Here is a 24,131-nt window from a genome sequence, read left to right on the forward strand (position 1 = left end):
GCGGCTGACACCCCGCACTGCGACACCGCCCCACCTCTGACGGATTCCGGCGGCTCTTGGTAGGTGTCGACCTTGGTCGACACATCTGTCAGATATCGAAATCGATCTGACCCCACGCCATTTCAACAGCTCGCAGAATTCTGTCGAAGGCGGGGTGGGTCCACAGGCCCTGCAGAACCTACCTACCCGTGACCCTGGCGATCGCTTCCACCAACAGCTCACCAGTCACCGGCTTGCGCAGGAAGCCGCCGATGCCGGCTGCTTCCACCTGCTGCTGCAGGTCCGGATCGGTGCGTGCGGTCACCGCCAGCAACGGCAGCATGTAGCCCTGGTTGCGCAGGTGCTGGGCCAGTTCGAAACCGCTCAGGCCCGGCAGGTCCAGATCCAGCAGGCCGACGTCGAAATCGCCGGCACTGACCTCGCGCAGCGCCGCCAGCGCATGGCCGGCATGCACCACCTCGTGGCCGCGTGCGCTCAACAGGCCACGCACCACGTCGGCCACGGTGGCATCGTCCTCGACCAGCAGCACCCGCAGCGGCGGCATGTTCGCCGCTTCGTCGCGATGCCCCTCGGCCGATGCCTCGGCATCGCTGTTCACCACCAGCGGCAACGGCAAGGTCACGCCGAAACAGGTGCCCCGGCCCAGCTGGCTCTCCACCTGGATCCGCCCCTGCATCGCATGCGCCAGCTCGCGGCAGATCGCCAGACCGAGGCCACTGCCACCGTACTGCGCGGCGGTACGGGCACCATCGGCCTGCTCGAAGCGACGGAACAGGCGCTGCTGCTGTTCCTGGCTGATGCCTGGGCCGGTATCGCGCACCTCGAAGTGCAGCGCGCGCAGCTCGCCATCGCAACGTGCGTGCAGGGTGATAGTGCCGCGGCTGGTGAATTTCACTGCGTTCGACAGCAGGTTGAGCAGGATCTGCCGCACGCGCATGGCATCACCGGTCGCCTGCAGGCCCGGCGGCAGCTGATTGTCGAGGACGAAGCGCAGGCCCTTCTGTGCAGCCAGCGGGCCCATCAGCGCCGCCAGATCCTGCAACAGGCCATTCAACGCAAACGACTGCGACTGCAGTTCCAGGCGCCCGGACTCGATTCGCGCCAGGTCCAGCGCATCGTTGACCAGGTGCAGCAGGTGCTCGCCCGCATGCCGGATCGACTGCGTGTAGCCACGCTGCTGCGGGTCCAGTGGCGAGGCCAGCAGCAGCTCGCTCATGCCCAGCACGCCGGTCATCGGCGTGCGGATCTCATGGCCAAGGTTGGCCAGGAAGCGGGTCTTGGCCGCCGAGGCCTGCTCGGCAAGCTCCTGCTTGTGCAGCGCCAGCTGGTAGGCATGGCGCCGCTGCAGGCGGCGTCGGTACAACCAGGCGAACCAGCTGGTCAGCAGCAACCCGACCGACGCCAGCACCAGCAGGCCGGACAGGCTGCGCCACCACGGCGGCTGCACGCGGAATTCCAGGCTCTGCACCCGCGACCACACATGGTCGGCCGAGCGTGCCTGCACTTCCAGCCGGTAGCTGCCCGGCGCCAGGCGCGAGAACAGGCGCTCGCCGGCCGGGCCGACTTCGACCCAATCGGGGTCGTAGCCGGCCAGGCGGTAGCGGTACGTATTGGACGCCGAGTCGGCGAAGGACAGCAATCGCGCGACGATGCGCAGGTCGCGGTCGCCATCGGCGATCTGCAACGGCGCATCGTGGGTCATGTCCAGCACCTGCTCGTTGCGGCGCACTTCCACCCGCTCGATCACCAGCGGGGCGCGACGGACCGAAGGCCGTACCTGCTCCGGGTCGAACACCACCGCGCCCGCTGCCGTTCCGGCCACCAGGTGGCCATCGGCCGCTGCGATCAAGGTGTGCTCGCGGAATTCCTGGCTGGGCAGCCCATCATGCACGCCGTACAGGCGCACGCTCTGCCCATCGGCACTGACGCGTACCAGGCCGCGTGCGCTGGTCGCCCAGGCCACGCCCTGCGCATCCACCACCAGACCAGAGGCGGAGATCGCCGGATAGCCCTGTTCGGCACCGACCACCGCCTGCCGTTCCAGCCTCCCCTGGCTCCAGCGGTAACGGGACAGGCGACCATCCTCGGACAACCAGACCTGGCCGTCACGGCCCACATGCAATGCATGGATCGCCGTTGCCGGCGCACCCGGCACCGGCTGGAAGCGCTCGCTTTCCGGCAGCCACTGCAGCAGGCCACGGCTGCTGGCCAGCCAGATGTGGTCCTGCGGCCCGCATTCCACATCAAGGTTGAGCTGGCCCTGCTGCAGGCCGCGCTGGCCATTGTCCAGCTGGCGCCGCACGTGGCCGTCGAGGTCGCGCTGCTGCAGGCCTGCGGGCAGCATCAACCAGAGGCTGTCGCCGTCGCAGGTCATCATCGCTTCGACGACCCCTTCCATCGCCGCATCTGCACCGGCATCACGGCCCCAACGACGCAGTTCGCGCCGCTGCGGGTCGTAGCGCACCAGCGCATCGGTTGATCCAATCCAGACCTGCCCACGCCGGTCCTCACGCACCGAGGTCAACCAGTGCATGCCGTTGACCCAGGTGCGATGCTGCTCGATCCTGCCGGTCTTCGGATCGAAGCGGTCCAGCGCGCCATGGCTGCCCACCGTCCAGACGCCGCCGTTGCTGGAGGGGCTGGTACCCAGCACGAGCGCATTGCGCAGCGAGCTGGGGTCGTCCTCCAGGCGCGACAGCACCGAGAACTGCCACCAGCGTGGCAGCAGGTGCCACAGCCCGGCATTGGTGCTGGCCAACCAGATGCCACCTTCGCGGTCCTCGTAGGCACCGGTCCAGTTCGGCCGTACCGGACCGCGCGCGATCACGCTGTACAGCGGCACGGTCTGGTACTGGCCATCGACCGCACGCCCCAGCCCGGTGCGTGTATCCAGCCAGTGCCCGCCCTGCTCGTCGCGCAGCATCATGCCCAGCACCTGCTCGCCCGGCGGCAGCTTCCACGGGGGGGCTTCGAAGCGGCCATCCGGGCGGCGCACGGTGGCGCCGGCCATCGTGCTGATCCACAGGCTGCCATCCGGTTCGGCGGTCAGCCCGTTGATCAGCAGGCTGGGGATGATGTCCGTACCGACACGCTCGAAGTCGGTCCCGGTCCAGCGCGCCACGCCATGCTTGGTGCCGATCCACAGGCTGCCATCGGCCAGCGTGGCCAGGTAGGGCACCGACGACGAAGGCAGGCTGCGCGGATTGTTCGGCTCGGGCAGGAAGCGCTGCAGGCGATCCTGGCTGTCCAGGCGGTACAGGCCGCCTTCGTGGGTACCGAACCAGATCGAGCCATCAGGCGTGCTGGCCAGGCTCCAGACCGTGTTGGTACCCATCAACGGCTGGCTGCTGCGGTCGTAGAAGTGCAGCTGGCGGCGGTCGGCCGACATGCGCACCAGGCCGGCGTTCTCGGTGCCTATCCACAACTGGTTGCGGGCATCGACCAGCACCGTCCAGATGCGGTTGTCACGCAGTCCATCCTCGGAACGCCACACGCGGTAGGTGCGGCCGTCATAGCGGGCCAGGCCATCGTTGGTGGCGATCCACAGGTAGCCGTAACGGTCCTCGGCCATGCGGTTGACGGTATTGGACGGCAGGCCATCGAACACCGTCACCTGCCGCGGGCTCGGAGGCACCGGCTGTGCCGCAGCGGGCAACGCGCAGCACAGGAGGACCAGCAGCAGCATCGCCGCCCGCAGATACACCACCGATTGCCTCCTCACGCTGGTCCTGATGATTCCCGCGCAGCGGGCGTCGGCATGGTAAACCGAAAGTCGCGCCGTTCACGCCCGGCGTCGGCGTCGTCACGCGGTCGCCTGTCGTTTCGCACGCGCCTGGGCGATGGCCGTCACCAGCAGGTCGCCGGTCACCGGCTTGCGCAGGAAGCCATCGAAGCCTGCGGCCAGCACCTGGGTTTCGGCATAGGCATCGGAACGGGCGGTCACCGCCACCAGCGGCAGTTCATAGCCCATGGTGCGCAGCTGGCGGGCGATGGCCGTACCATCCAGCGCGGGCAGATCGAGATCGAGCAGGCCGACGTCGAAACCATCGGTGGCGATCTCCGACAGCGCGCCCAGGCCATGCAGCACGTGGACCACCTCATGCCCGCGCACGCGCAGCAGGCCGGCGATGACCTCGGCCACCGTGGCATCGTCCTCGACCAGCAGGATGCGCAGCGGCGGCAGTTCCGGCAGGGCCGCCACGTCGCCCGCACTGTTGGCGGCCTGGCGCGTCCAGGGCAGGGGCAGGCGCACGCGGAACCGCGCGCCCTTGCCAGGCTGGCTGTCCACTTCGATGCGCCCCCCCATCGCCACCGCCAGTTCCTGGCAGATCGCCAACCCCAGGCCACTGCCGCCGTAGCGCGACGCGGTACGCGGGCCGTCGGCCTGTTCGAAACGATGGAACAGGCGCTGCTGCTGCTCGGCGTTGATGCCCGGGCCGCTGTCATGGACTTCGAAACACAGGCCGCCCTTTTCTTCCAGGCGTACGGCCAGGCCGACGTGGCCGCGCTCGGTGAATTTGATCGCGTTGCCGAGCAGGTTCAGCAGGATCTGGCGCACGCGCATCTCGTCGCCACTGACACTGATCGGCCCGGGCGGGTCTTCGCCGCGCTGGAACACCAGCTGGCGTTGCTGCGCCATCGGCTGCATCAGGCCCTGCACCTGGTCCAGCAGCTCCCCCAGATCGAACGGGCGCAGGTCCAGCTCCAGCCGCCCGGCTTCGATCCGGGCCAGGTCCAGGGCATCGTTGACCAGCCGCAGCAGATGGCTGCCGGCCTGCTGGATGGACCCGGCGTAGCCGCGCTGCACCGGATCCAGCGGGGTCGCCAGCAGCAGTTCGCTCATGCCCAGCACGCCGGTCATCGGCGTGCGGACTTCGTGGCCCAGCGTGGCCAGGAAACGGCTCTTGGCCTGCGAGGCCTGCTCGGCCAGCTGCTGCTTGTGCACCGTCAGCTGCCATTGCTGGCGGCGGCGCAACCGCGCGCGGATCGACCAGACCAGAACCACCAGCAGCAACGACCCCAGCAGGATGTAGCCGAATATCGCCATGCCGCTGCGCCACCACGGCGGCAGCACCTTCACCTGCAACTGCTGCGAAGGCGTCCACGTGCCCCGGGCAGTCGCAGCCTGCACCTCGATGACATAGCGGCCGGTCGGCAGCCGCGACAGGGTGCGCTGGCCATCGCCCCCCTGCTCCACCCAGTCCTGGTCGTAACCCTGCACGCGGAAGCGGTACCGGTTGCCCTGCGGGCTGGCATAGGACAGCAGCCGCGCATCGATCTGCAGATCGCGGTCGTCCGGTCCCAGCAGCAGGGTGCCAGTAAGCGGCAACGGTTGCCAGCCGCGTGCGTCGTCGCGCCGCACACGCACTTCGGCGATCACCAGCGATGAAGGCGGCAGCACGGTGTCGTCGGCATTCACATCAAAGGCGACCAGGCCGGTCTGGGTAACCGCCAACACGCGGCCATCGGCATTCACCGCAGGTGGCCGACCGGTGAACTCGGCATCGGACAGGCCATCGCGTTCGTTGAACTGTTGCAGGCGCCGCGTCTTCGGGTCCCACCGCAGCAGGCCGCGCGGCGTCGTGGCCCAGAGCTGGCCATTGTCGGCCAGCGCCAGCCCCCCCATGGTCACCGGCGGCACGCCCGCACTGCCGTCGATGCGCTGGATCAGGCGCAGGCTCATGCCATCCCACTGGTAGCGCTCGAAGGCGCCTTGGCGCGCCAGCCACAACTGCTGCGGATCGATCCATACCAGATCGTAGATCGGGCCGCGCGACACGCCGGGCACTGCCTCGAAGCGTCCGGCCTGCTCACGCCAGATGCCCATGTCGCCCATCACCCAGGGCCGGCCTTGGGCGTCGAAGCGGATCTGCTCGATCGGCGCATCGGCCGTCCCGCGGAAATGTTCCAGCGGATGACTGTGCAGCAGCCGGCCCTCTGCATCGCGCTGCTGCAGGTCCAGGCCCATCACCGACACCCACACCGTGCCATCAGGGGCCTGCCGCATCAGGTCGATGCGCTGGCGCAGGTCGGCACTGCCATCGATCCGCAGGTCACGCAATGCGCCGGTGGCCGGATCGTAGACGGTGATGCGGCCGCCGCGTCCCAGCCACAGGCGACCATCCGGGCGCGGCAGCACCGACCACACCACGCCGTTGCCGAGCTGCCGGTCGCTGGCCAGCAGACGCAGGGTGCCCTGCGCATCGAGCTGGTACACCCCTCGCGCCGAGCCGACGTAGTAGTTCTTCCCATCGCTGGCCGCGCTCAACAGGTACTGGCTGTCCAGGGGCTTGCCGTCGAGCTGGTTCCAGATCGAGAAGCGCCGCCAGTCCGGTGGCAGATAGGCCAGGCCCTGGGTCAGCAACGCCACCCACAATCCGCCCTCGTGGTCCTGCAGCAGGTCAAGCACACCGCTGTGCGCGGTCAGGAAGCCGCTGCCGCGGTCCCCCTCCAGGCGGCGCAACGCCGCCGCATCCCCTCGCAACAGGCCATCGGAGGTACCCGCCCAGTAGCCCCCCTGGCGATCGGCCAGGACCAGGGCCGACCGCAGCTGGGCACTGTCGGCCCATCGCGGGCGACTGACCCGGTCCTGCCCATCGATGCGGTAGAGGCCATCGTTCTGGCTGCCTACCCAGATCGAACCGTCTGCATCACGGCTCAACCGGAGCACGCTCAGCCTACCCAGTTCCCGCGCGGCGACCGGCTCGAAGCCGCTGCCGTTCCAACGCGCCACACCGGCTTCGGTGCCGACCCACAGGCGGCCCCGCGCGTCGACCAGGCTGGTGAAGATGCTGTTGCTGGGCAGGCCACCCGGGCGCGCGGGATCATGGGTGTAGAGGCGCACGCTGCCGTCTTCGCCGAAACGGCAGACGCCATGGTTGTTGGTCCCGATCCACAAGGCGTCGTCGACATAGGCCAGTGCCCAGAACTGCCCCTGGCAGGTGGAATTGACCGTATCGAAGGTCTGGAAGCGTTCGCGGTCGGCATCCAGGCGTGCCACGCCCTTGCCATTGATGCCCACCCAGACCCGGTCCAGCGGGTCGATCAGCAGGGTCTCGATCTCGTTGCCTGGCAACGAGCCCGGCTGTTCCGGGTCGTGCTCCCAGACCCGCAGGCTGTTGCCGTCATAGCGGGCGAGTCCACCATCGGTGGCGGCCCATACGTGGCCCTGGCGATCCTCGGCCAGCGCCACCACCATGCGAGACGGCAAGCCTTCGGCGGCACCGAAGCGGCGCAGGCGTGGTGTTTCTGCCATGTGCAGGGTCGCAGCCGCCGTGGCCATCGCCACCAGCAGCAGTCCCATACCTGCGATGCCACGGCACCACAGGCGCCAGCCGCTCGTCATCCTGAACCCCCTGTCCTGCGCCGATTGTCACACAGGGCCGGGGTCATGGCTGCAACAGCCTGTTTCCAGCGGCGGCACCACCACGAACTGTTGCACCCATGCACGCAACGTTGGCAGGGGGCTGTGCGTATGATCGCAGCGTCCCCTTCCGGAGCCCGCCATCGATGCGTCCCTGTCTGGCCCTGCTGCCGATGCTGCTCGCCACCGCCCCTGCCTGGGCGGCCGCTGACACCTATCGCCTCGATCCGGTGCACACGCGGGTGCTGTTCTCGATCGACCACGCAGGCTACTCGCAGGCCATGGGCACGGTATCGGGCAGCGAGGGGCGCGTGCGGTTCGATCCCGACAACTGGCGCGACGCCACCGTGGAAGTGGATATCCCGGTGTCGCGACTGGACCTTGGTGATGCCAAGTGGAACCAGGCCACGTTGGCCCGGAGCCTGCTCGACGGCGAGCGTTTCCCGACCGCGCGATTCGTCTCCACCAAGGTCGAGCCGATCGATGCCAGGCGCGCGCGCGTGACCGGCACGCTGACCCTGCGCGGGGTCAGCCAGGAAGTCACGCTGGATGTGACCCTCAACGCCATCAAGCGCTACCCGCTTCCCCCGTTCCGACGCACCGCCGGTTTTTCCGCCAGCACCACGCTGAGCCGGCGCGCGTTCGGCATCACCGCCTGGCCGGGCGTCATCGGTGATGCAGTACAGCTGAGGATCGAGGCTGAAGCCACCCTCGACCGCAGCGACGCCCCGGGAACTCCCGCTCCCGTTCCGCACTCCGACCCCAAGACGGCCCGCTAGAGGACCCCTCATGACCGCCAAGAACACCCCCGCCGCCTGGGGGAGTGTCAGCCAGATCCTGCATTGGTTGATCGCACTGCTGATCCTCGCCCTGGGCGTGGTCGGCCTGACCATGGGTGAACTGCCCAAGACCCCGAAGTACTTCTGGGTCTACACCGCGCACAAGTCGATCGGCATCACCGTGCTGGCGCTGGTGCTGTTCCGCCTGGGCTGGCGCCTGTACGCCGGTGCACCGAAGCCGGTGCCGGGCGTGCCCAGCTGGCAGGAGCGCATCGCCAGTGCCACCCACGTGCTGCTGTACGTGCTGATGTTCGCCATCCCGCTGTCGGGCTGGCTGTACGACTCGGCCAGCGGCCTGCGCCCGTTCCGCTGGTTCGGCCTGGTCGACGTGCCCAAGCTGAGCGGTCCCGACCCGCAGGTTGTCGCGGTATCGCATGCCATCCACGAATACGGCTTCTGGCTGTTGATCGCGGTGGTGCTGGCCCATGCCGGCGCTGCCTTCTACCACCACCTGTTCCAACGCGATGCAACGCTGTCCCGCATGTTGCCGCGCGGCTGGCTCGCCTCCCCTCAGAAGGACTGACCGATGAACCTGAAACTGACCACTCCGGCCGCCTTGGCCGCCGCCCTGGCCGGCATGCTGGCCACCGCTCCGGCACTCGCTGCCGATTACGCGCAGGCTCCCGGCGCCGGTTCGATCCTGGTGTTCGCCACCAAGTACGACGGCGAAGTGTTCACCGGCAGCTTCCCGGGCTTCGCCACCAAGCTCAGCTTCGACCCGGCCAACCCGGCCGCCGGCTCGCTGGACGTGGTGATCCCGCTGGCCGGTGCCAAGAGCGGCAACAGCGACCGCGATTCGACCCTGCAGGGTGCCGACTTCTTCAATGTTGGCAAGTTCGCCACCGCACGCTACACCGCCAAGGGCTTCCGCGCGGTGGGCAACGACCAGTTCGCCGCCGATGGCACACTGGAGCTGCGCGGCGTCAGCAAGCCGGTCACGCTGACCTTCACCTGGAAGCCGGGCACCCAACCGGTGCTGACCGGCAAGGCCACGGTCAAGCGCCTGGACTTCGGCGTCGGCGGCGGTGACTGGGCCGACACCAAGACCATCCCGGACGAAACCGCGATCAGCACGATCGTGAAGTTCGACGCGAAATAAACCGCATCTGGTAGTGCCGGCCGCTGGCCGGCATCACCGGGAACAGAGGGGTTGCCGGCCAGCGGCCGGCACTACCGATCGACGGCCAACCACGCCCGAACCGTGGCGGCGTCGAACGGCCAGTCCAGCTCGCGGTCGCCGCGCTCGTCACGCAGCACAGGCACCCGCGTGCCATAGCGCGCTTCCAGCGCCGGCTGGTCGTCCAGGAACACCGATTCGAACTCCGGCGCCCGTGCCCTGGCCAGCTCGGCCAGGGCCATGTCGCACAGGTGGCAATCGTCACGTTGGATAAGGGTCAACACCGGCCGGGCTCCCGTGGCGGAAATGCTGCGCCGCAGCCATGGAAGTGCGGCGTGAACCGCTAGAATAGCGATCTCTTCCGGTACCCGCAGTACGGCAACCATGGCTGTCAGCACGTTCGACGTTTTCAAGATCGGCATTGGCCCGAGTTCCTCGCACACCGTCGGGCCGATGAAGGCCGCCGAGCGATTCATCCATCGCTGGCTGCTCGACCCGGGCCGCCTGCACGAGGTCGCGCGCATCCGCGCCGATGTCTATGGCTCGCTGGCACTGACCGGCCGCGGCCACGGCACCGACAAGGCGATCCTGCTGGGCCTGGAAGGCCAGCGGCCGAACCTGATCGACCCGGACATCATTCCGGCCACGCTGGAGCGCATCCGCAGCAGCAAGCGCATCCAGCTGATGGGCCAGCACGAGATCGCCTTCGACGAGAAGCGCGACCTCGGCATGAACAAGCGCCAGAAGCTGCCCTACCACACCAACGGCATGCGCTTCACTGCCTACAACGCCGACGACGAAGTGATCGCCACCCGCGACTACTACTCGGTGGGCGGCGGCTTCGTGGTCAACCAGGACGACGCGGCCGATGATCGCATCGTGCCCGACGAGACCCCGCTGCCCTACCCCTTCAAGAGCGGCGATGAGCTGCTGGCGCAGACCGCGCGCAGCGGCCTGAGCATTGCCCAGCTGATGTTCGAGAACGAGAAGTGCTGGCGCAGCGAAGACGAGATCCGCGCGCAGCTGCGCGAGATCTGGAGTGCGATGCAGTCGTGCGTGGCGCGCGGCATCCGCGAGGAAGGCGTGCTGCCGGGTGGCCTGAAGGTGGGCCGTCGTGCACCGGCGCTGTACCGCGAGCTGTCGTCGAAGCCGGAAGCGGCGATGCGCGACCCGCTGACCACGCTGGACTGGGTCAACCTGTACGCGCTGGCCGTGAACGAGGAGAACGCGGCCGGTGGCCGTGTGGTGACCGCGCCGACCAACGGTGCGGCCGGTGTGCTGCCGGCGGTGCTGCACTACTTCGACCGCTTCTGCCCGGGCGCGAACGAACAGCGCGTGTTCGACTTCCTGCTGACCTCGGCGGCGATCGGCATCCTCTACAAGGAAAACGCCTCGATTTCCGGCGCCGAAGTGGGCTGCCAGGGCGAGGTTGGCGTGGCCTGCTCGATGGCGGCCGGCGGCCTGGTCGCGGCACTGGGTGGCAACCCCAGCCAGATCGAGAACGCCGCAGAAATCGGCATGGAACACAACCTGGGCCTGACCTGCGACCCGATCGGTGGCCTGGTGCAGATCCCCTGCATCGAACGCAACGCGATGGGCGCGGTGAAGGCGATCAATGCCTCGCGCATGGCGATGCGTGGCGACGGCAAGCACAAGGTGTCGCTGGACAAGGTGATCAAGACCATGCGCGATACCGGCCGCGACATGCAGGACAAGTACAAGGAAACCAGCCGCGGTGGCCTGGCAGTGAACGTCATCGAGTGCTGAGTTGTAGAGCCGGGCACCTGCCCGGCTGATGGGGCAGGAGCAGCCGGGGGTGGCCCCGGCTCTACATCGGACGACACCATCACCGCGTTCCGGTTAGGCTCGGGGCTCCCCCATCCCGGATTGCCCCATGCGCGTGATCGCTGCTGCCCTGCTTGCCTGCCTTCCGCTGCCTGCCCTGGCCGCGCCCAGCTACGGGCCGCGCCTGGAGGGCTTCGACTACGGCTATCCGGTGAAGACCTTCGCGCTGGAATCGCAGCGGCAGCCGCTGGAGATGGCCTACCTGGACATCGCACCGAAGAAGACTCCGATCGGCGTGGTGGTGCTGCTGCATGGCAAGAACTTCTGTGCGGCCACCTGGAAGGAATCGATCAAGCCGCTGGTTGCCGCCGGCTACCGGGTGATCGCTCCGGACCAGGTCGGCTTCTGCAAATCCAGCAAGCCCGAGCGCTACCAGTACACGTTCGCACAGCTGGCAGCCAACACCCATGCCCTGCTGCAGCAGCTGCAACTGGGCGACGTGCCAGTGCACCTGGTCGGACATTCGATGGGCGGCATGCTGGCGGTGCGCTACGCGCTGATGTACCCGCAGGACCTGCGCAGCCTATCGCTGGTCAACCCGATCGGACTGGAAGACTGGAAGGCGCTGGGCGTGCCATGGCGCAGCGTGGACGCGTGGTATGCCGGTGAAATGAACATCAGCTACGACAGCATCCGCCGCTACCAGCTGGATGTGTACTACGACGGCAAATGGAAGCCGGCCTACGAACCCTGGGCGCGGATGCAGTCAGGCATGTACGAAGGGCCCGGCAAGCAGGCCGTCGCATGGAGCCAGGCGCTGGCCTCGGACATGGTGTTCAACCAGCCGGTGGTCTACGAACTGAAGAACCTGCAGGTGCCGACTACGTTGTTCATCGGCCAGAAGGACCGCACCGCGATCGGCCGCGACCTGGCGCCGCCTGCGGTGAAGGCGACGCTGGGCAACTATTCGGTGCTCGGCAAGTCCGCGGCCGCGACGATTCCCGGCGCCACGCTGGTCGAGTTCGCCGAACTGGGCCATTCGCCGCAGGTGCAGGACCCGAAGCAGTTCAACGCCGCGTTGCTGAAGTCCTTGAAGTCACGCTGACCGGCAGGGCGCCCCTGTAGAGCCGAGCCCATGCTCGGCTCATCCAGCAGGAGGGGATCTCGCCAGTAGCAGCCGAGCATGGGCTCGGCTCTACAAGAACTGTGCGATCAGCCGACGATCCGCAGCACGTCATCCAGCAACGCGGCGGCGGTGACTTCCGCGCCCGCACCCGGGCCTTGAATCAACAGCGGCTGGCGACGGTAGCGATCACTGTGGATGGCGACGCGGTTGTCGGTCCCCGCACCCTGCGCCAACGGGTGATCAGCCGGCAGCTCGCGCAGGCCCACCTGCGCACCCTCACCGTCAACACGGCCAACGAAACGCAACACGCGGCCGTTTTTGCGTGCCTGCTGCCAACGCGCCTGCAACGGCGCATCCAGCTGCTCCAGCGCAGCCACTGCGCCCTCCAGCGGCAACGCGGCCAGCGTTTCAGGTACCAGTGAATCCACCTGCACCTGCGAAGCATCCAGCGCCAGCCCGCTGCTGCGGGCCAGGATCAGCAGCTTGCGCCGCACGTCTTCGCCGGACAGATCCAGGCGCGGATCGGGCTCGGTGTAGCCGGCCGCCAACGCTTCGCGCACCGCCGCCGAGAACGGCGACTGGCCGTCGTAACGATGGAACAGCCACGCCAGCGAACCGGACAGCACACCCTCGATGGCATGGATGTGATCGCCACCGGCCACCAGCGCGCGCAGGCTGCTCAGCAGCGGCAGGCCCGCGCCGACGGTGGCGCTGTCGCCATAGCGCGCACCACTGTCTGCGCAGCTTTCGGCAATCGCCTGCGCGCGTGCGAGCTGCGCACCACGGCCCAGCTTGTTGGCGGTCACCACATGCACGCCGCGCGCCAGCCACTGCACGTGACGTGCGGCCACGTCTTCGCTGGCGGTGGCATCGACCACCACATCGCCACGCTCCAGCCCTTCGGTGCTGGCCCACGCCGGCGAACTCTGGCCATCGCGTGGCGCACGTCGCGCCAGCTCCAGCGGCAGCACCAGGTCACGATCGATCTCCAGCGCAGTGCGTGAATTGGCCAGCCACTGCACGCTGGGCAGTTCCAGCCCACGCGCCCGCAATGCCTGGTAACGCTGCACGAAGGCCGAGCCGACCGTGCCAGTGCCCAGCAGCGCCAGGCGTCCCACGCCCAGCGCAGGAATGTCGGCGGCGAGCGCGCTCATGCATCCACCACCTGTTTGCGGCGTGCGGCCGCATCGATCACGACTTCGGCGCGCTGCAGCGCGGCACCGAGATCGGCCAGCAGGTCGCGCTCGGCCTCGATGCCGACCGACAGGCGCAGCAGCCCTTCGCTGATGCCAGCGGCGGCACGTGCTTCTGGGGTCATCGCCGCATGGGTCATGGTCGCCGGATGGGCGATCAGGCTTTCGACGCCGCCCAGCGATTCGGCCAGGGTGAAGCAGCGCAGGCCATCCACGAATGCGCGCACTGCCGCGTGCGGATCTTCACCGGCGCAGTGCGCAAGCTCGAACGACAGCATCGCACCGAAGCCGTTCTGCTGGCGTGCGGCGATGGCATGGCCGGGATGTTCGGCCAGGCCCGGGTAGTACACCGTGCCGACCGCCGGATGCTGGTCCAGCAGGGCGACGATCGAGGCGGTATTTTCCTGGTGCACGCGCAGGCGCGCATCCAGCGTGCGCAGGCCACGCAGCGTCAGGAAGGCATCGAACGGTGAACCCGTCAGGCCCAGCGCGTTGCCCCACCACACCAGCTGCTCGTGCAGTGCCGGATCACGCGCGACCACTGCCCCGCCTACCACATCGCTGTGGCCGTTGATGTACTTCGTGGTGGAATGCAGCACCAGGTCCGCACCGAACGACAGCGGTTGCTGCAGCGCTGGCGACAGGAACGTGTTGTCGACCACCACGAGAGCGCCGGCCTTGTGCGCGGCATCGATGACGAAGCGCAGGTCGGTGATGCGCAGCAGAGGGTTGGACGGCGTTTCCACCAGCACCAGCTTCGGCTGGGTGGCCAACGCCTGCGCCAGTGCACGCGGATCGGTCAGGTCGGCGGTGACCAGTTCAAAGTGGCCCTTCCTGGCCAGCGCATTGAACAGGCGCCAGCTGCCGCCGTACGCATCGTGCGGCACCACCAGGGTATCGCCCGGCTGCAGCAGTGCGTTCAGCACCAGGTTGATCGCGCCCATGCCGGTGGCGGTGACCACACCACCGACGCCGCCTTCCAGTTCCGCCAGCGCCTCACCCAGCAGGTCGCGGGTCGGGTTGCCACTGCGCGTGTAGTCGTACTGGCGCTTGTTGCCGAAGCCGTCGAAGCTGAAGTTCGACGACAGCACGATCGGCGGTGTGACCGCGCCATGCGCGGTGTCCCGATCGATGCCCGCACGGACGGCGGCAGTGGTGCGACTACAGGACGGCTCGTTGGCGTGCAGGCTCATGCGGACTCTCCAGAGGTGCGGAAGGCGGTGGCGAGGATCGCGTCGATGCGATCGGTTTCTTTGAGGAAGGCGTCGTGGCCATAGGGCGAACGCAGCACGCGCAGGCTGCCGCGCGGGCCCAGCCCTTCGACCAGGCCGACCAGGTCGGCCAGCGGCACCAGGCGGTCGCCCTCCACGGCGACCACCACGGTCGGTGGCAGGATCGCGGCGGGGTCGACACGGTGCAGGTCGATCGATTCGGACAGGCGCAGGTAGGCGGTCACCGGCGTGCGCGCGACGTACTGCGCGCCGGCGGCGTCGAGGTAGTCTTCGGCGGCCACGCGCACGCGGCCATTGATGACCTCCGGCGCGGCGTCGAAGCGCTCGCCGAATTCTTCCGGGGTGCGGTAGCTGAGCATGGCGAACTGCCTGGCCAGGGCCAGGCCGTGGTCTTCGCCGCACTGCAGCTGGCCCAGCGCAACCGCGCGGCGCTGCAGCGCGCGCCACGCGGCGGCATAGGGATGCGGGCGGTGCGCGCCGCTGGCCAGCACCAGCTGGCGCACGCGGGCGCGGTGACGGATCGCGAACTGCTGGCCGACCAGCGCGCCATACGAATAGCCGACGAAGGCCTTCAGCGTGCGGATGCCGAGATGGTCCAGCAACAGCGCCAGCGCATCGGCCTGGTCGGCAGTATCGATCGGCACATCCAGTGCACCGTCGGCACCGATGAAATCGAAGGCCAGCACGCGCAGCTGCTGCGGGTCGAGCGCGCGGCCGCTACCCACAAGCGCTTCGGCCCAGCCCTTCTCGCTGAACTGTGCATTGGACGCCACGTGGCGATGGGCGGAAATGCCACCGGCCAGCACCACCACCGGTGCGTTGGCCGGGCCCACCCACTCATAGCGCAGGCGCACCGGGCTGGGGCCTGCATGGCGCATCGACAGCACCGCGGCGAACTCACCGCGCTCCGCGTGCACGCGGTCTGCGACCGGCACGCTGACGGGGACAAAGGGTTCGGGGCGAATGGCGGTACTGGAAGCGAAGCTCATGGCGGGATCCGGTTGGGGAATCGGCCATCGAGCCTTCGCGGGCCCGCGTTCGATATGCACGTGGGGTGCATGGTTCGAACCATCTTTCGGTGGACGCCACGGTCCCCGCAGGATTTGGCACCTACGCAGACGCTTGCGCGCCTGCGGGCTGCCCCGGCTTCAAAGGGCCTGTCCCTCTGCCGGTCTCGATGGTGGAGCCACGATGCCAGCCCTTTCCGGCACTGTCAATCCCTTCATGCGGATAAAGCGATAGATATTTCCAGGATCACTCTGCGAGGGCCGTCCCGGTCGCCCCGTTCAGGATCGGGTACAGTCCCGGCGGTCCTCTTGCTGGAAACGCCGATGCCGCGCCTGCCCCTGTCCTGCCTGCTGTTGCCTCTGCTGGCGAGCGCGACCGCATACGCCGGCGACTGGCGCCAGGGCTGGGGACTGGCTCCCCCTTCCGCCCCTGCCACCCGCGCAGGCAGTGCCGAGGGCGCCGTCCCCATGGCCCGGTTGCGCCTGCAGCCGGTCGGTACGCAATGGCAGGCGCGGATCGACAACGGGCTGGCAGGGCCGCTGCAGATCCAGCTGCGCGCCGCCCCCGGACACCCGGTCGAAGGCCTCCCGGTCGAGTCGCTGATCCAGGGCGACAGCAGCCTGGTGGTCGGCCACCTGCCCGCCCCGATCGATGGCCGCATGCTGGATCTGCGCCTGCAGTCGGTGCCGGGCAACCCGGCCGCACAGGCCGAAGATGTCGGCTATCGCCTGCCGTTCGATGCGGCCCGCCTGCGTGTAGACCAGGCACCGCAGGGGCGATTCAGCCATGACGACGAGGAGAACCGCGACGCGGTCGACTTCGCACTGCCGGAGGGCACCCTGGTGCTGGCCGCGCGCGAGGGCACGGTGATGCAGATCCAGGATGGCTTCCGTGGCAACGGCCAGGACCGCGAGCGCGATGGTGCCCGTGCCAATTTCATCCGCGTGCTGCACAGCGACGGCAGCATGGCCCTGTACGGCCACCTCCAGGCCGGCGGCATGCGCGTGCGCCGCGGCCAAGCGGTGGGAGCCGGGCAACCGATCGGCCTGTCCGGCAACAGCGGCTACAGCACTGCGCCGCACCTGCACTTCGTGGTGCAGGTCAACCGCGGCATGGGCCTGCGCTCGGTGCCGGTGCGCATCTTCGCCGGGCAGGGCCAGCTGCAGTTCGCCCGCCACAGCGAGGCCGACGGCGGTATCGGGCGCTGACCGGCCCCGGCCGGTATAATCGGGCGCTTATCTCTTTGAAAAGCGCCCCGGGCGGGCGCCACTGCCATGTCCGAAGTCGCCAACGAAGCGTCGCGTCGCCGCACCTTCGCCATCATTTCCCACCCTGACGCCGGCAAGACCACGCTGACCGAAAAGCTGCTGCTGTTCGGAGGCGCGATCCAGATGGCCGGTTCGGTCAAGGGCCGCAAGGCCGCCCGCCACGCCACCTCCGACTGGATGGCGCTGGAAAAGGAGCGCGGCATCTCCGTCACCTCCTCGGTGATGCAGTTCCCGTACGAAGGCAAGATCGTCAACCTGCTTGACACCCCTGGTCACGCCGACTTCGGCGAGGACACCTACCGCGTGCTGACCGCAGTGGACTCGGCGCTGATGGTGATCGACGTGGCCAAGGGCGTGGAAGAGCGCACCATCAAGCTGATGGAGGTGTGCCGCCTGCGCGACACCCCGATCATGACCTTCATCAACAAGCTCGACCGCGAGGGCAAGGACCCGATCGAGCTGCTGGATGAAGTGGAGACCGTGCTCGGCATCCAGTGCGCGCCGGTCACCTGGCCGATCGGCATGGGCCAGCGCCTGAAGGGCGTGGTTCACCTGCTGACCGGCGAAGTGCACCTGTACGAACCGGGTCGCAACTTCACCCGCCAGGACTCGACCATCTTCCCATCCATCGATGCGCCCGGCCTGGCCGAGAAGATCGGTGCGCAGATGCTGGCCGACCTGCGCGACGAACTGGAACTGGTGCAGGGCGCCAGCCATCCGTTCGATCTGGACGCTTACCGCGCCGGCAAGCAGACCCCGGTGTTCTTCGGCTCGGGCGTGAACAACTTCGGCGTGCAGCCGCTGCTGGACTTCTTCGTCGAGCATGCGCCGTCGCCGCAGGCGCGAACCACCACCGGCCGCGAAATCGCACCGGAAGAGAACAAGCTGACCGGCTTCGTGTTCAAGATCCAGGCCAACATGGACCCGCAGCACCGTGACCGCGTGGCATTCATGCGGGTCTGTTCGGGCCGTTTCAGCGCCGGCATGAAGACCTTCCACGTGCGCACCGGCAAGGAAATGAAGCTGGCCAACGCGCTGACCTTCATGGCCAGCGACCGCGAGATCGCGGCCGAAGCGTGGCCCGGCGACGTGATCGGCATCCACAACCACGGCACCATCTCCATCGGCGATACCTTCACCGAAGGCGAAGCGGTGACCTTCACCGGCATTCCCAACTTCGCCCCGGAACTGTTCCGCCGCGCACGCCTGCGTGATCCGCTCAAGCTCAAGCAGCTGCAGAAGGGCCTGGCCCAGCTGTCCGAGGAAGGCGCGACCCAGTTCTTCCGCCCGCTGACCAGCAACGACCTGATCCTGGGTGCCGTCGGCGTGCTGCAGTTCGACGTGGCGGCCTACCGCCTGAAGGACGAGTACGGTGTGGAAGCCACCTTCGAGCCGGTCAGCGTGACCACTGCGCGCTGGGTCCACTGCAGCAACGAGAAGAAGCTGGAAGAGTTCCGCGAGAAGAATGCGCTCAACCTGGCGCTGGATGCGGCCGGTCACCTGGTCTACCTCGCTCCGACCCGGGTCAACCTGCAGCTGGCCCAGGAACGCTCGCCGGATGTGCGTTTCTCGGCCACACGCGAAGCGGCGCACACCGTTTCGGCAGGCTGATGCCACGGGGTCGGATCCCTTTCCGCAAGGAAAGGGCTCTGACCCCGCCGTCGCAACGCAGGGATTCACCCACCATACGGTGACGGGCGTGCACGTGCCGCCCATCGCGGCGATGATAGAGGGGTGCGGGTCCCCCTCCCCGCGAACGATGCCTACGCCATGTCCACGACTTCCGTTGCTTCGATCCGCGAAGAAATCGCCAGCGCCCTGACCCACGGCCTCGGTGCCGTGCTCGCCCTGGGCGCCGGTGCGGTGCTGATCACCCTGGCCGCGATCTACAGCGATGGCTGGCAGCTGGCCGGCGCCATCGTGTTCGGCATCGCGCTGCTGCTGCTGTACACCGCGTCCACCCTGTACCACGCCATCCAGCACCCGGTCGCCAAGGGCCGGCTCAAAGTGTTCGACCACTGTGCGATCTACGTACTGATCGCCGGCACCTATACCCCATTCACCCTGATCGGCCTGCGCGGCCCGTGGGGCTGGGGCCTGTTCGCCGCGATCTGGACCCTGGCCCTGGCCGGCGTGGTGTTCAAGCTGTTCTACACCGGTCGCTTCAAGCGCCTGTCCACTGCCATCTACGTGGCCATGGGCTGGCTGGTGATCGTGGCGGTCAAGCCGATGCTGGCCTCGATCGACGGCTGGACGCTGGGCTGGCTGCTGGCCGGCGGCCTGTCCTACACGCTGGGCACCTATTTCTACCACCGCGAATCGATTCCCTATTCGCATGCGATCTGGCACCTGTTCGTCATCGGTGGCAGCGTCTGCCACTTCGTCGCGGTCACCATGCAGGTGCTGTAGCACCGGCCCGTGCGTGGCGCGTGCACGCCGCGCACATGGACGCTTCGCGCCCCGTCCACGATGAGGGGGCAACCATGGCAGCGTGAATGCCGCCGCCTCCCCTGCCACAAAGCGCACGAACCGCTGGCGCCTGGGCCGCCCCGGCCCGCGAGGCCGGCGCTGGTTGACGCTGCTGATCTTCCTGCTCGCGGCGATCCTGGTACTGATCGCACTGTGGGACTGGAACTGGTTCAAAGGCCCTGTCGAGCGCGCCGTGCAGGCCCGTACCGGCCGTGCACTGCACATCGGCCATCTGGATGTCGACCTCGGCCGGACCAGCACCATCCGTGCCGATGCGATCACCTTCGCCAATGCCGGTTGGGCGAAGCAGCCGAACATGGCCACGGCCGACCGCGTCGAGATCGACGTGCGCGTGTGGCCCCTGCTGCGCGGCAGCGTGCAGCTGCCGGAAGTACGCCTGACCCGACCGGACGTGCTGCTGGAAACCGCCCCACGCCAGGGCGAGCCGGGCAACTGGGACTTCCTCGGTGACAGCGCTGGCGGCACCAGCCCGCAGCTCAAGCGCCTGCGCGTCGACGACGGCCGGCTGCAGTTCCTCGACGCACCGGGCCGTACCGACATCCGCGTGGGCGTGCGCAGCGGCCAGCCGAAGCAGGCAGATGCCTCGCCGCCGCTGCTGGTGCAGGGCAAGGGCCACTGGCAGGGCAATGCGTTCACCCTGCAGGGCGGAACCGAATCGCCGCTGGAACTGACCAACAGCGACCACCCGTTCCGCATCCACCTCGACGGCCGCGCCGGCGCCACCCACGCGGTGGCCAGCGGCACGCTGACCAATCCGTTCCAGCTGCGCGTGTTCGACCTGCAGTTCGCACTCAGTGGCCAGGACCTGGCCGATCTCTACCCATTGCTCGGCATCGCCATTCCGCCGTCCCCGCCCTACGCGCTGAACGGACGCCTGAAGCGCGACCACGACGTCTGGCGTTACGACGGTTTCACCGGCAAGGTGGGCGACAGCGACCTCGGTGGCAGTCTTCAGTTCGAGGTGGGCCGCGACCGTCCGCGGCTGACCGCGACGCTGGAATCCAAGCGCCTGGACTTCGATGACCTGGCCGGCTTCGTCGGCGCGCCGCCGAAGACCGGCGGCGGCGAAACCGCCAATGCGGAGCAGAAGGCCGAGGCCGCACGGGTGGCCGCGCGCGCGCGCGTGCTTCCGGACACGCCCTACAACCTCGGCAAGCTGCGTGCGATGGATGCCGATGTGCGCTGGAAGGCCCACCGCATCAACGCACCGTCATTGCCATTGGACGACATGGACGCCCATCTGCTGCTGGATGACGGGGTGCTGCGGCTGGCCCCGCTGAACTTCGGCGTCGCCGGCGGCGATATCCGCAGCACCATCCGCATGGACGCACGCCAGCCGCAGATCAGCACTGCGCTGAAGGCGAGCGTGCGCGGCGTTCAGCTGGGCCAGCTGTTCCCCGATGCCAAGCTGGCCGAACAGGCCAAGGGCGGCATCGGCGGTGAGGTGGACCTGAGTGGCCGCGGCAATTCGATCGCCGCGATGCTCGGCAGCAGCAGCGGCAAGGTCGGCCTGGCGATGGGCCGTGGCCACGTCGGCAACCTGGTGATGGAGCTGGCCGGCCTGGATATCACCGAATCGCTGAAGTTCCTGGTGACCGGCGACAAGCAGATTCCCCTGCGCTGCGCCTTCGCCGACTTCGGTGTGCGCGACGGCCTGATGACCAGCCAGGCACTGGCGGTGGACACCACCGACACGATCCTCATCGGCGAAGGCACCGTCAGCCTGCGCGACGAAACCCTGGACCTGCTGTTGAAGCCGCGCCCCAAGGTCAGGAGCATCCTGGTACTGCGCTCGCCGCTGCACGTTGCCGGCACGTTCAAGGACCCGTCGTTCCGCCCCGACTTCAAAGCGCTGGGCATCCGCGGTGCGGTGGCCCTGGCACTGGGCAGCATCGCCCCGCCGGCGGCGCTGCTGGCGACGATCGAGCTGGGGCCGGGCAAGGATGCCGACTGCGGTGGGCAGTATGCGAAGTAGGTTTACAGCGTTGTTCGCGGCGCCTCTTTTCCCGCGCGTAGAGCCGGAGCAGGGCGACAGGCAGGACACGCCGTAAATACGTCCCTGTAGGCTCGGTCGGCGCATCCATGCGCCTCACGGTCCTGCCTGCCGCCTTGCTCCGGCTCCGGACAGTTTCCTGCGCGCGCGGAACTAGAGCGAAATTCAAAGTCAAAAGAAGAAAGCAAAGTCAAAAGCTGTTGCCAACCAAGGTTGGCGGCTACCAAAAGCGAGCCATAGCGCATGTGCGCACCGCACTCACAGGAACGTGTCCAGAGGCGGAGGGTGCGGCTGGGCAGGACCGTGAGGCGCATGGATGCGCCGATCGAGCCCCCATGGATGGGTTTACGGCGTGTCCTGCCCAGCCGCACCCTCCGCCTCGCAACGTATCAGGAAGGCGCTGCTTTGGCTTTGGCTGTGGCTTTGAGCTTCGAAAAGCGGGCCGGCGGGCCGCAGGCCCGCCAGCGACACCCTCACCCGGCAACGATGTACTGCTGCAGTTGATCCAGCTCCCGCCGCTGCGCATCGATCACCGACTTCACCAGGTCGCCGATGGAGATCACCCCCAGCACCTGCGCGCCCTCCACGACCGGCAGATGGCGGATGCGATAATCGGTCACCAACTGCAGGCAATGCTCCACCTGCTCGCCCGGCGACACCGTCACCACCTGCGACGTCATGATCTCTGCCACCGCCGTATCGCGCGAAGAGCGATCACGCAACACGATCTTGCGCGCGTAATCACGCTCGGACAGGATTCCCACCAGCCGCGGGCCGTCCATCACCAGCACCGCACCGATGCCCTTTTCCGCCATCAACCGGATCGCATCGATCACCGCCGCATCCGGCGCGACCGCATGTACTTCAGGAGACTTGCCGTCCAACAGTTGCCGTACCGTGGTCATCTGCCTGCCCTCCCAGGGTGGGTTGCGGGACCGAGTCTGCCACGGACGATGCTAGCCAGGCGTCAACCAGGTACAACGGCCGCTGCTTGGACTCCTCGTACAGCCGCCCCAGGTACTCGCCGATCAGGCCAAGCGCGATCAGCTGCACGCCGCCCAGAAACAGGATCACCGCCATCATCGTCGGCCAGCCCGCCACCCGGTCGCCATACAGCGCCGCCTTCACGATCACCCACAGGCCGAACACGAAAGCGACGGCCGCGGTTGCCAGCCCGAGGTAGGTCGCCGCCCGCAACGGCACGGTCGAGAACCCGGTGATGCCTTCGAGGGCGAAATTCCACAGCCGCCACAGGCTGAACTTGCTGGTGCCGGCCACACGCGCGTGGCGGTGGTAGGTCACGGCGATCCGCTTGAATCCCACCCAGCTGAAAAGTCCCTTCATGAAGCGGTGGCGCTCGCGCATCCCGCGCAGGGCGTTCAGCGCGCGCGGTGACAGCAGGCGGAAGTCCCCGGTATCGGCCGGAATCGGTGTCCGCGACAGGCGGCCCATCACCCGATAGAACATCGCTGCCGTGGCGCGCTTGATCCAGGCCTCGCCATCGCGGGCCATGCGCGTGCCGTAGACGTTGTCATGCCCTTCGCGCCAGCGCGCAACGAACTGCGGCACCAGCTCCGGCGGGTCCTGGCCATCGGCATCGAGGATCATCGCCGCACCCTCGTGCACCAGATCCAGGCCGGCGGTCAGCGCCGCTTCCTTGCCGAAGTTGCGCGACAGCTTCAGCGCCGATACGCGTGCATCGGCCTGGGCCAGCCCGGCGATCACGTCCCAGGTACCGTCATGGCTGCCGTCGTCCACATAGAGGATGTGACCGTCGATGTCGGGCATGCCGTCGAGCACCGCGCACAGCCGTGGATGCAGCAGCGGCAGTGCCAGGGCCTCGTTGTAGGCGGCGATGACGAAGGTAAGCCGTTCGCGGGTCATGCCCGGATTATACGTTGCCGGCACGCGCCCGGCCCGTCGCCTGCCAATTGCAGCGCCGGGCTCAGTCCTCCGACAGATAGGACGCACCACCCAGCTGGCGCGCCTGGCGTTGGATCCACGCGGCCCGCCGCTGCACATACGGCCCAGGTTTTGCCGCGTTGTAGCGACGCGGTGCCGGCAACACCGCGGCCAGGCGCGCGCTCTCGGCCGGACTCAGCCGGGCCGCGTCCTTGCCCCAGAATTTCTGTGCTGCCGCTTGCGCGCCATACACGCCATCACCGAATTCGGCAATGTTGGCGTACATCTCCAGGATCCGCTCCTTTGGCCACAGCGCCTCGATCAGCACCGTGTACCAGACTTCCAGGCCCTTGCGGATCCAGCTGCGGCCCTGCCACAGGAACAGGTTCTTGGCCACCTGCTGGCTGATCGTGCTGGCGCCGCGCAGGCGCCCGCCCCTGGCGTTGTGGTCGCGCGCCTTTTCGATGGCCTGCAGGTCGAAGCCGTTGTGGTCGGGGAAGCGCTGGTCCTCGGCCGCCACCAGCGAGATCGGCAGGCTTGGTGCCATCTGGCCGAGGTCGCGCCACTGGTAATGCAGCCGATAGGACCAGTCGGCCTCGCCCAGCGCCTCGCCATAGCGCCACAGCATCACCATGGACACCGGCGGGTCGATGAACCGCAGCACCAGCACCTGCAGGCAGCTGAAGGCGGCCAGCAGCACCGGCAGCCACAGCAGCCGCTTCCAGCGCCAGCGTCGCCGGCGCGGCGCGGCGACCACGGCCTCTACCTTGTGCTGCTCTCCCGCTGCCCCCATTACTGGTGCATCCTTCTTCTGT

The 24,131-nt window shown here is 68.0% G+C and carries 18 protein-coding genes and 1 riboswitch; of the genes, 9 read left to right on the forward strand and 9 right to left on the reverse strand.

Going from position 1 to position 24,131, the window contains the following annotated elements; translation table 11 throughout:
* Positions 1 to 178: 178 nt before the first annotated feature.
* Positions 179 to 3,706 carry a hybrid sensor histidine kinase/response regulator gene (locus ACUDTM_RS07725; protein WP_227837287.1) on the reverse strand — a complete coding sequence of 1,176 codons (3,528 nt, stop codon included), beginning with the start codon at positions 3,704 to 3,706 and terminating at the stop codon, positions 179 to 181.
* A gap of 96 nt (positions 3,707 to 3,802) precedes the next feature.
* Positions 3,803 to 7,345 (reverse strand): hybrid sensor histidine kinase/response regulator, encoded by a 3,543-nt coding sequence (locus ACUDTM_RS07730; protein WP_353761586.1) that lies wholly within the window; start codon positions 7,343 to 7,345, stop codon positions 3,803 to 3,805.
* A 164-nt stretch (positions 7,346 to 7,509) separates the two neighbouring features.
* Between ACUDTM_RS07730 and ACUDTM_RS07735 the strand changes: the two genes are divergently transcribed.
* From ACUDTM_RS07735 to ACUDTM_RS07745, 3 genes are read left to right on the forward strand one after another with little or no spacing between them, the layout of a single operon-like run.
* Positions 7,510 to 8,142, forward strand: coding sequence for a YceI family protein (locus tag ACUDTM_RS07735; RefSeq protein WP_445391239.1), 633 nt, complete (start codon positions 7,510 to 7,512; stop codon positions 8,140 to 8,142).
* 10 nt (positions 8,143 to 8,152) lie between these two features.
* Positions 8,153 to 8,725, forward strand: coding sequence for a cytochrome b (locus tag ACUDTM_RS07740; protein WP_005410672.1), 573 nt, complete (start codon positions 8,153 to 8,155; stop codon positions 8,723 to 8,725).
* A 3-nt stretch (positions 8,726 to 8,728) separates the two neighbouring features.
* Entirely contained in the window at positions 8,729 to 9,301 is a 573-nt protein-coding gene (locus ACUDTM_RS07745; RefSeq protein ID WP_445391240.1) for a YceI family protein, read from the forward strand.
* Between the two features lie 71 nt (positions 9,302 to 9,372).
* Here ACUDTM_RS07745 and ACUDTM_RS07750 read toward each other — a convergent pair whose 3' ends face one another.
* A complete protein-coding gene (locus tag ACUDTM_RS07750) occupies positions 9,373 to 9,603 on the reverse strand; it encodes a glutaredoxin family protein (protein WP_111200768.1) in 231 nt (76 codons plus the stop codon).
* 100 nt (positions 9,604 to 9,703) lie between these two features.
* Here ACUDTM_RS07750 and ACUDTM_RS07755 point away from each other — a divergent pair, with 100 nt between their 5' ends.
* Both ACUDTM_RS07755 and ACUDTM_RS07760 read left to right on the forward strand, forming a co-directional pair.
* Complete coding sequence (locus ACUDTM_RS07755) at positions 9,704 to 11,086, forward strand: L-serine ammonia-lyase (protein ID WP_049415888.1); 1,383 nt, start codon at positions 9,704 to 9,706, stop codon at positions 11,084 to 11,086.
* A gap of 127 nt (positions 11,087 to 11,213) precedes the next feature.
* Positions 11,214 to 12,209 (forward strand): alpha/beta fold hydrolase, encoded by a 996-nt coding sequence (locus ACUDTM_RS07760; protein WP_072168570.1) that lies wholly within the window; start codon positions 11,214 to 11,216, stop codon positions 12,207 to 12,209.
* Positions 12,210 to 12,316: 107 nt separating this feature from the next.
* Here ACUDTM_RS07760 and ACUDTM_RS07765 read toward each other — a convergent pair whose 3' ends face one another.
* From ACUDTM_RS07765 to metX, 3 genes are read right to left on the reverse strand one after another with little or no spacing between them, the layout of a single operon-like run.
* Complete coding sequence (locus ACUDTM_RS07765) at positions 12,317 to 13,384, reverse strand: homoserine dehydrogenase (protein WP_088496804.1); 1,068 nt, start codon at positions 13,382 to 13,384, stop codon at positions 12,317 to 12,319.
* On the reverse strand, positions 13,381 to 14,616 hold the full coding sequence (locus tag ACUDTM_RS07770; protein ID WP_088496803.1) for an O-succinylhomoserine (thiol)-lyase: 1,236 nt from the start codon (positions 14,614 to 14,616) through the stop codon (positions 13,381 to 13,383). The genes ACUDTM_RS07765 and ACUDTM_RS07770 overlap by 4 nt, the downstream gene beginning before the upstream one ends.
* Positions 14,613 to 15,644, reverse strand: a complete 1,032-nt coding sequence (gene metX, locus ACUDTM_RS07775) for a homoserine O-succinyltransferase MetX (protein ID WP_353080228.1) — start codon at positions 15,642 to 15,644, stop codon at positions 14,613 to 14,615. Before metX ends, ACUDTM_RS07770 begins: the two co-directional genes overlap by 4 nt.
* A 76-nt stretch (positions 15,645 to 15,720) precedes the next feature.
* Positions 15,721 to 15,839, reverse strand: a riboswitch (SAM riboswitch).
* A gap of 147 nt (positions 15,840 to 15,986) precedes the next feature.
* On the opposite strand from metX, the gene ACUDTM_RS07780 reads away from it, so the two are divergent.
* The 4 genes from ACUDTM_RS07780 to ACUDTM_RS07795 all read left to right on the forward strand — a co-directional run bounded on the left by ACUDTM_RS07780 (position 15,987) and on the right by ACUDTM_RS07795 (position 21,396).
* Positions 15,987 to 16,871 (forward strand): M23 family metallopeptidase, encoded by an 885-nt coding sequence (locus ACUDTM_RS07780; RefSeq protein WP_252744515.1) that lies wholly within the window; start codon positions 15,987 to 15,989, stop codon positions 16,869 to 16,871.
* 66 nt (positions 16,872 to 16,937) lie between these two features.
* On the forward strand, positions 16,938 to 18,542 hold the full coding sequence (locus ACUDTM_RS07785) for a peptide chain release factor 3 (RefSeq protein ID WP_049415910.1): 1,605 nt from the start codon (positions 16,938 to 16,940) through the stop codon (positions 18,540 to 18,542).
* Between the two features lie 159 nt (positions 18,543 to 18,701).
* Positions 18,702 to 19,340 carry a PAQR family membrane homeostasis protein TrhA gene (gene trhA, locus ACUDTM_RS07790; protein WP_005418403.1) on the forward strand — a complete coding sequence of 213 codons (639 nt, stop codon included), beginning with the start codon at positions 18,702 to 18,704 and terminating at the stop codon, positions 19,338 to 19,340.
* Between the two features lie 82 nt (positions 19,341 to 19,422).
* Entirely contained in the window at positions 19,423 to 21,396 is a 1,974-nt protein-coding gene (locus tag ACUDTM_RS07795; RefSeq protein WP_445391241.1) for an AsmA family protein, read from the forward strand.
* 491 nt (positions 21,397 to 21,887) lie between these two features.
* Here the strand turns inward: ACUDTM_RS07795 and ACUDTM_RS07800 are convergent, their stop codons facing one another.
* From ACUDTM_RS07800 to mtgA, 3 genes are all read right to left on the reverse strand, one after another.
* A complete protein-coding gene (locus tag ACUDTM_RS07800) occupies positions 21,888 to 22,319 on the reverse strand; it encodes a CBS domain-containing protein (protein ID WP_005418405.1) in 432 nt (143 codons plus the stop codon).
* Positions 22,279 to 23,298 carry a glycosyltransferase family 2 protein gene (locus ACUDTM_RS07805; protein ID WP_072168565.1) on the reverse strand — a complete coding sequence of 340 codons (1,020 nt, stop codon included), beginning with the start codon at positions 23,296 to 23,298 and terminating at the stop codon, positions 22,279 to 22,281. Before ACUDTM_RS07805 ends, ACUDTM_RS07800 begins: the two co-directional genes overlap by 41 nt.
* A 61-nt stretch (positions 23,299 to 23,359) precedes the next feature.
* A complete protein-coding gene (gene mtgA, locus ACUDTM_RS07810) occupies positions 23,360 to 24,109 on the reverse strand; it encodes a monofunctional biosynthetic peptidoglycan transglycosylase (RefSeq protein ID WP_072168564.1) in 750 nt (249 codons plus the stop codon).
* Positions 24,110 to 24,131 lie beyond the last annotated feature (22 nt).

The organism is Stenotrophomonas maltophilia group sp. vghtpe118 (genome assembly GCF_052605195.1).

Coding starts and splice junctions, on each gene's coding strand:
- ACUDTM_RS07785 (WP_049415910.1), top strand. CDS start 16,938: ATGTCCGAAGTCGCCAACGAAGCGTCGCGTCGCCGCACCTTCGCCATC.
- ACUDTM_RS07755 (WP_049415888.1), top strand. CDS start 9,704: ATGGCTGTCAGCACGTTCGACGTTTTCAAGATCGGCATTGGCCCGAGT.
- ACUDTM_RS07805 (WP_072168565.1), bottom strand. CDS start 23,298: ATGACCCGCGAACGGCTTACCTTCGTCATCGCCGCCTACAACGAGGCC.
- ACUDTM_RS07760 (WP_072168570.1), top strand. CDS start 11,214: ATGCGCGTGATCGCTGCTGCCCTGCTTGCCTGCCTTCCGCTGCCTGCC.
- ACUDTM_RS07740 (WP_005410672.1), top strand. CDS start 8,153: ATGACCGCCAAGAACACCCCCGCCGCCTGGGGGAGTGTCAGCCAGATC.
- mtgA (WP_072168564.1), bottom strand. CDS start 24,109: ATGGGGGCAGCGGGAGAGCAGCACAAGGTAGAGGCCGTGGTCGCCGCG.
- ACUDTM_RS07745 (WP_445391240.1), top strand. CDS start 8,729: ATGAACCTGAAACTGACCACTCCGGCCGCCTTGGCCGCCGCCCTGGCC.
- trhA (WP_005418403.1), top strand. CDS start 18,702: ATGTCCACGACTTCCGTTGCTTCGATCCGCGAAGAAATCGCCAGCGCC.
- ACUDTM_RS07780 (WP_252744515.1), top strand. CDS start 15,987: ATGCCGCGCCTGCCCCTGTCCTGCCTGCTGTTGCCTCTGCTGGCGAGC.
- ACUDTM_RS07735 (WP_445391239.1), top strand. CDS start 7,510: ATGCGTCCCTGTCTGGCCCTGCTGCCGATGCTGCTCGCCACCGCCCCT.
- ACUDTM_RS07770 (WP_088496803.1), bottom strand. CDS start 14,616: ATGAGCCTGCACGCCAACGAGCCGTCCTGTAGTCGCACCACTGCCGCC.
- ACUDTM_RS07765 (WP_088496804.1), bottom strand. CDS start 13,384: ATGAGCGCGCTCGCCGCCGACATTCCTGCGCTGGGCGTGGGACGCCTG.
- ACUDTM_RS07730 (WP_353761586.1), bottom strand. CDS start 7,345: ATGACGAGCGGCTGGCGCCTGTGGTGCCGTGGCATCGCAGGTATGGGA.
- ACUDTM_RS07800 (WP_005418405.1), bottom strand. CDS start 22,319: ATGACCACGGTACGGCAACTGTTGGACGGCAAGTCTCCTGAAGTACAT.
- metX (WP_353080228.1), bottom strand. CDS start 15,644: ATGAGCTTCGCTTCCAGTACCGCCATTCGCCCCGAACCCTTTGTCCCC.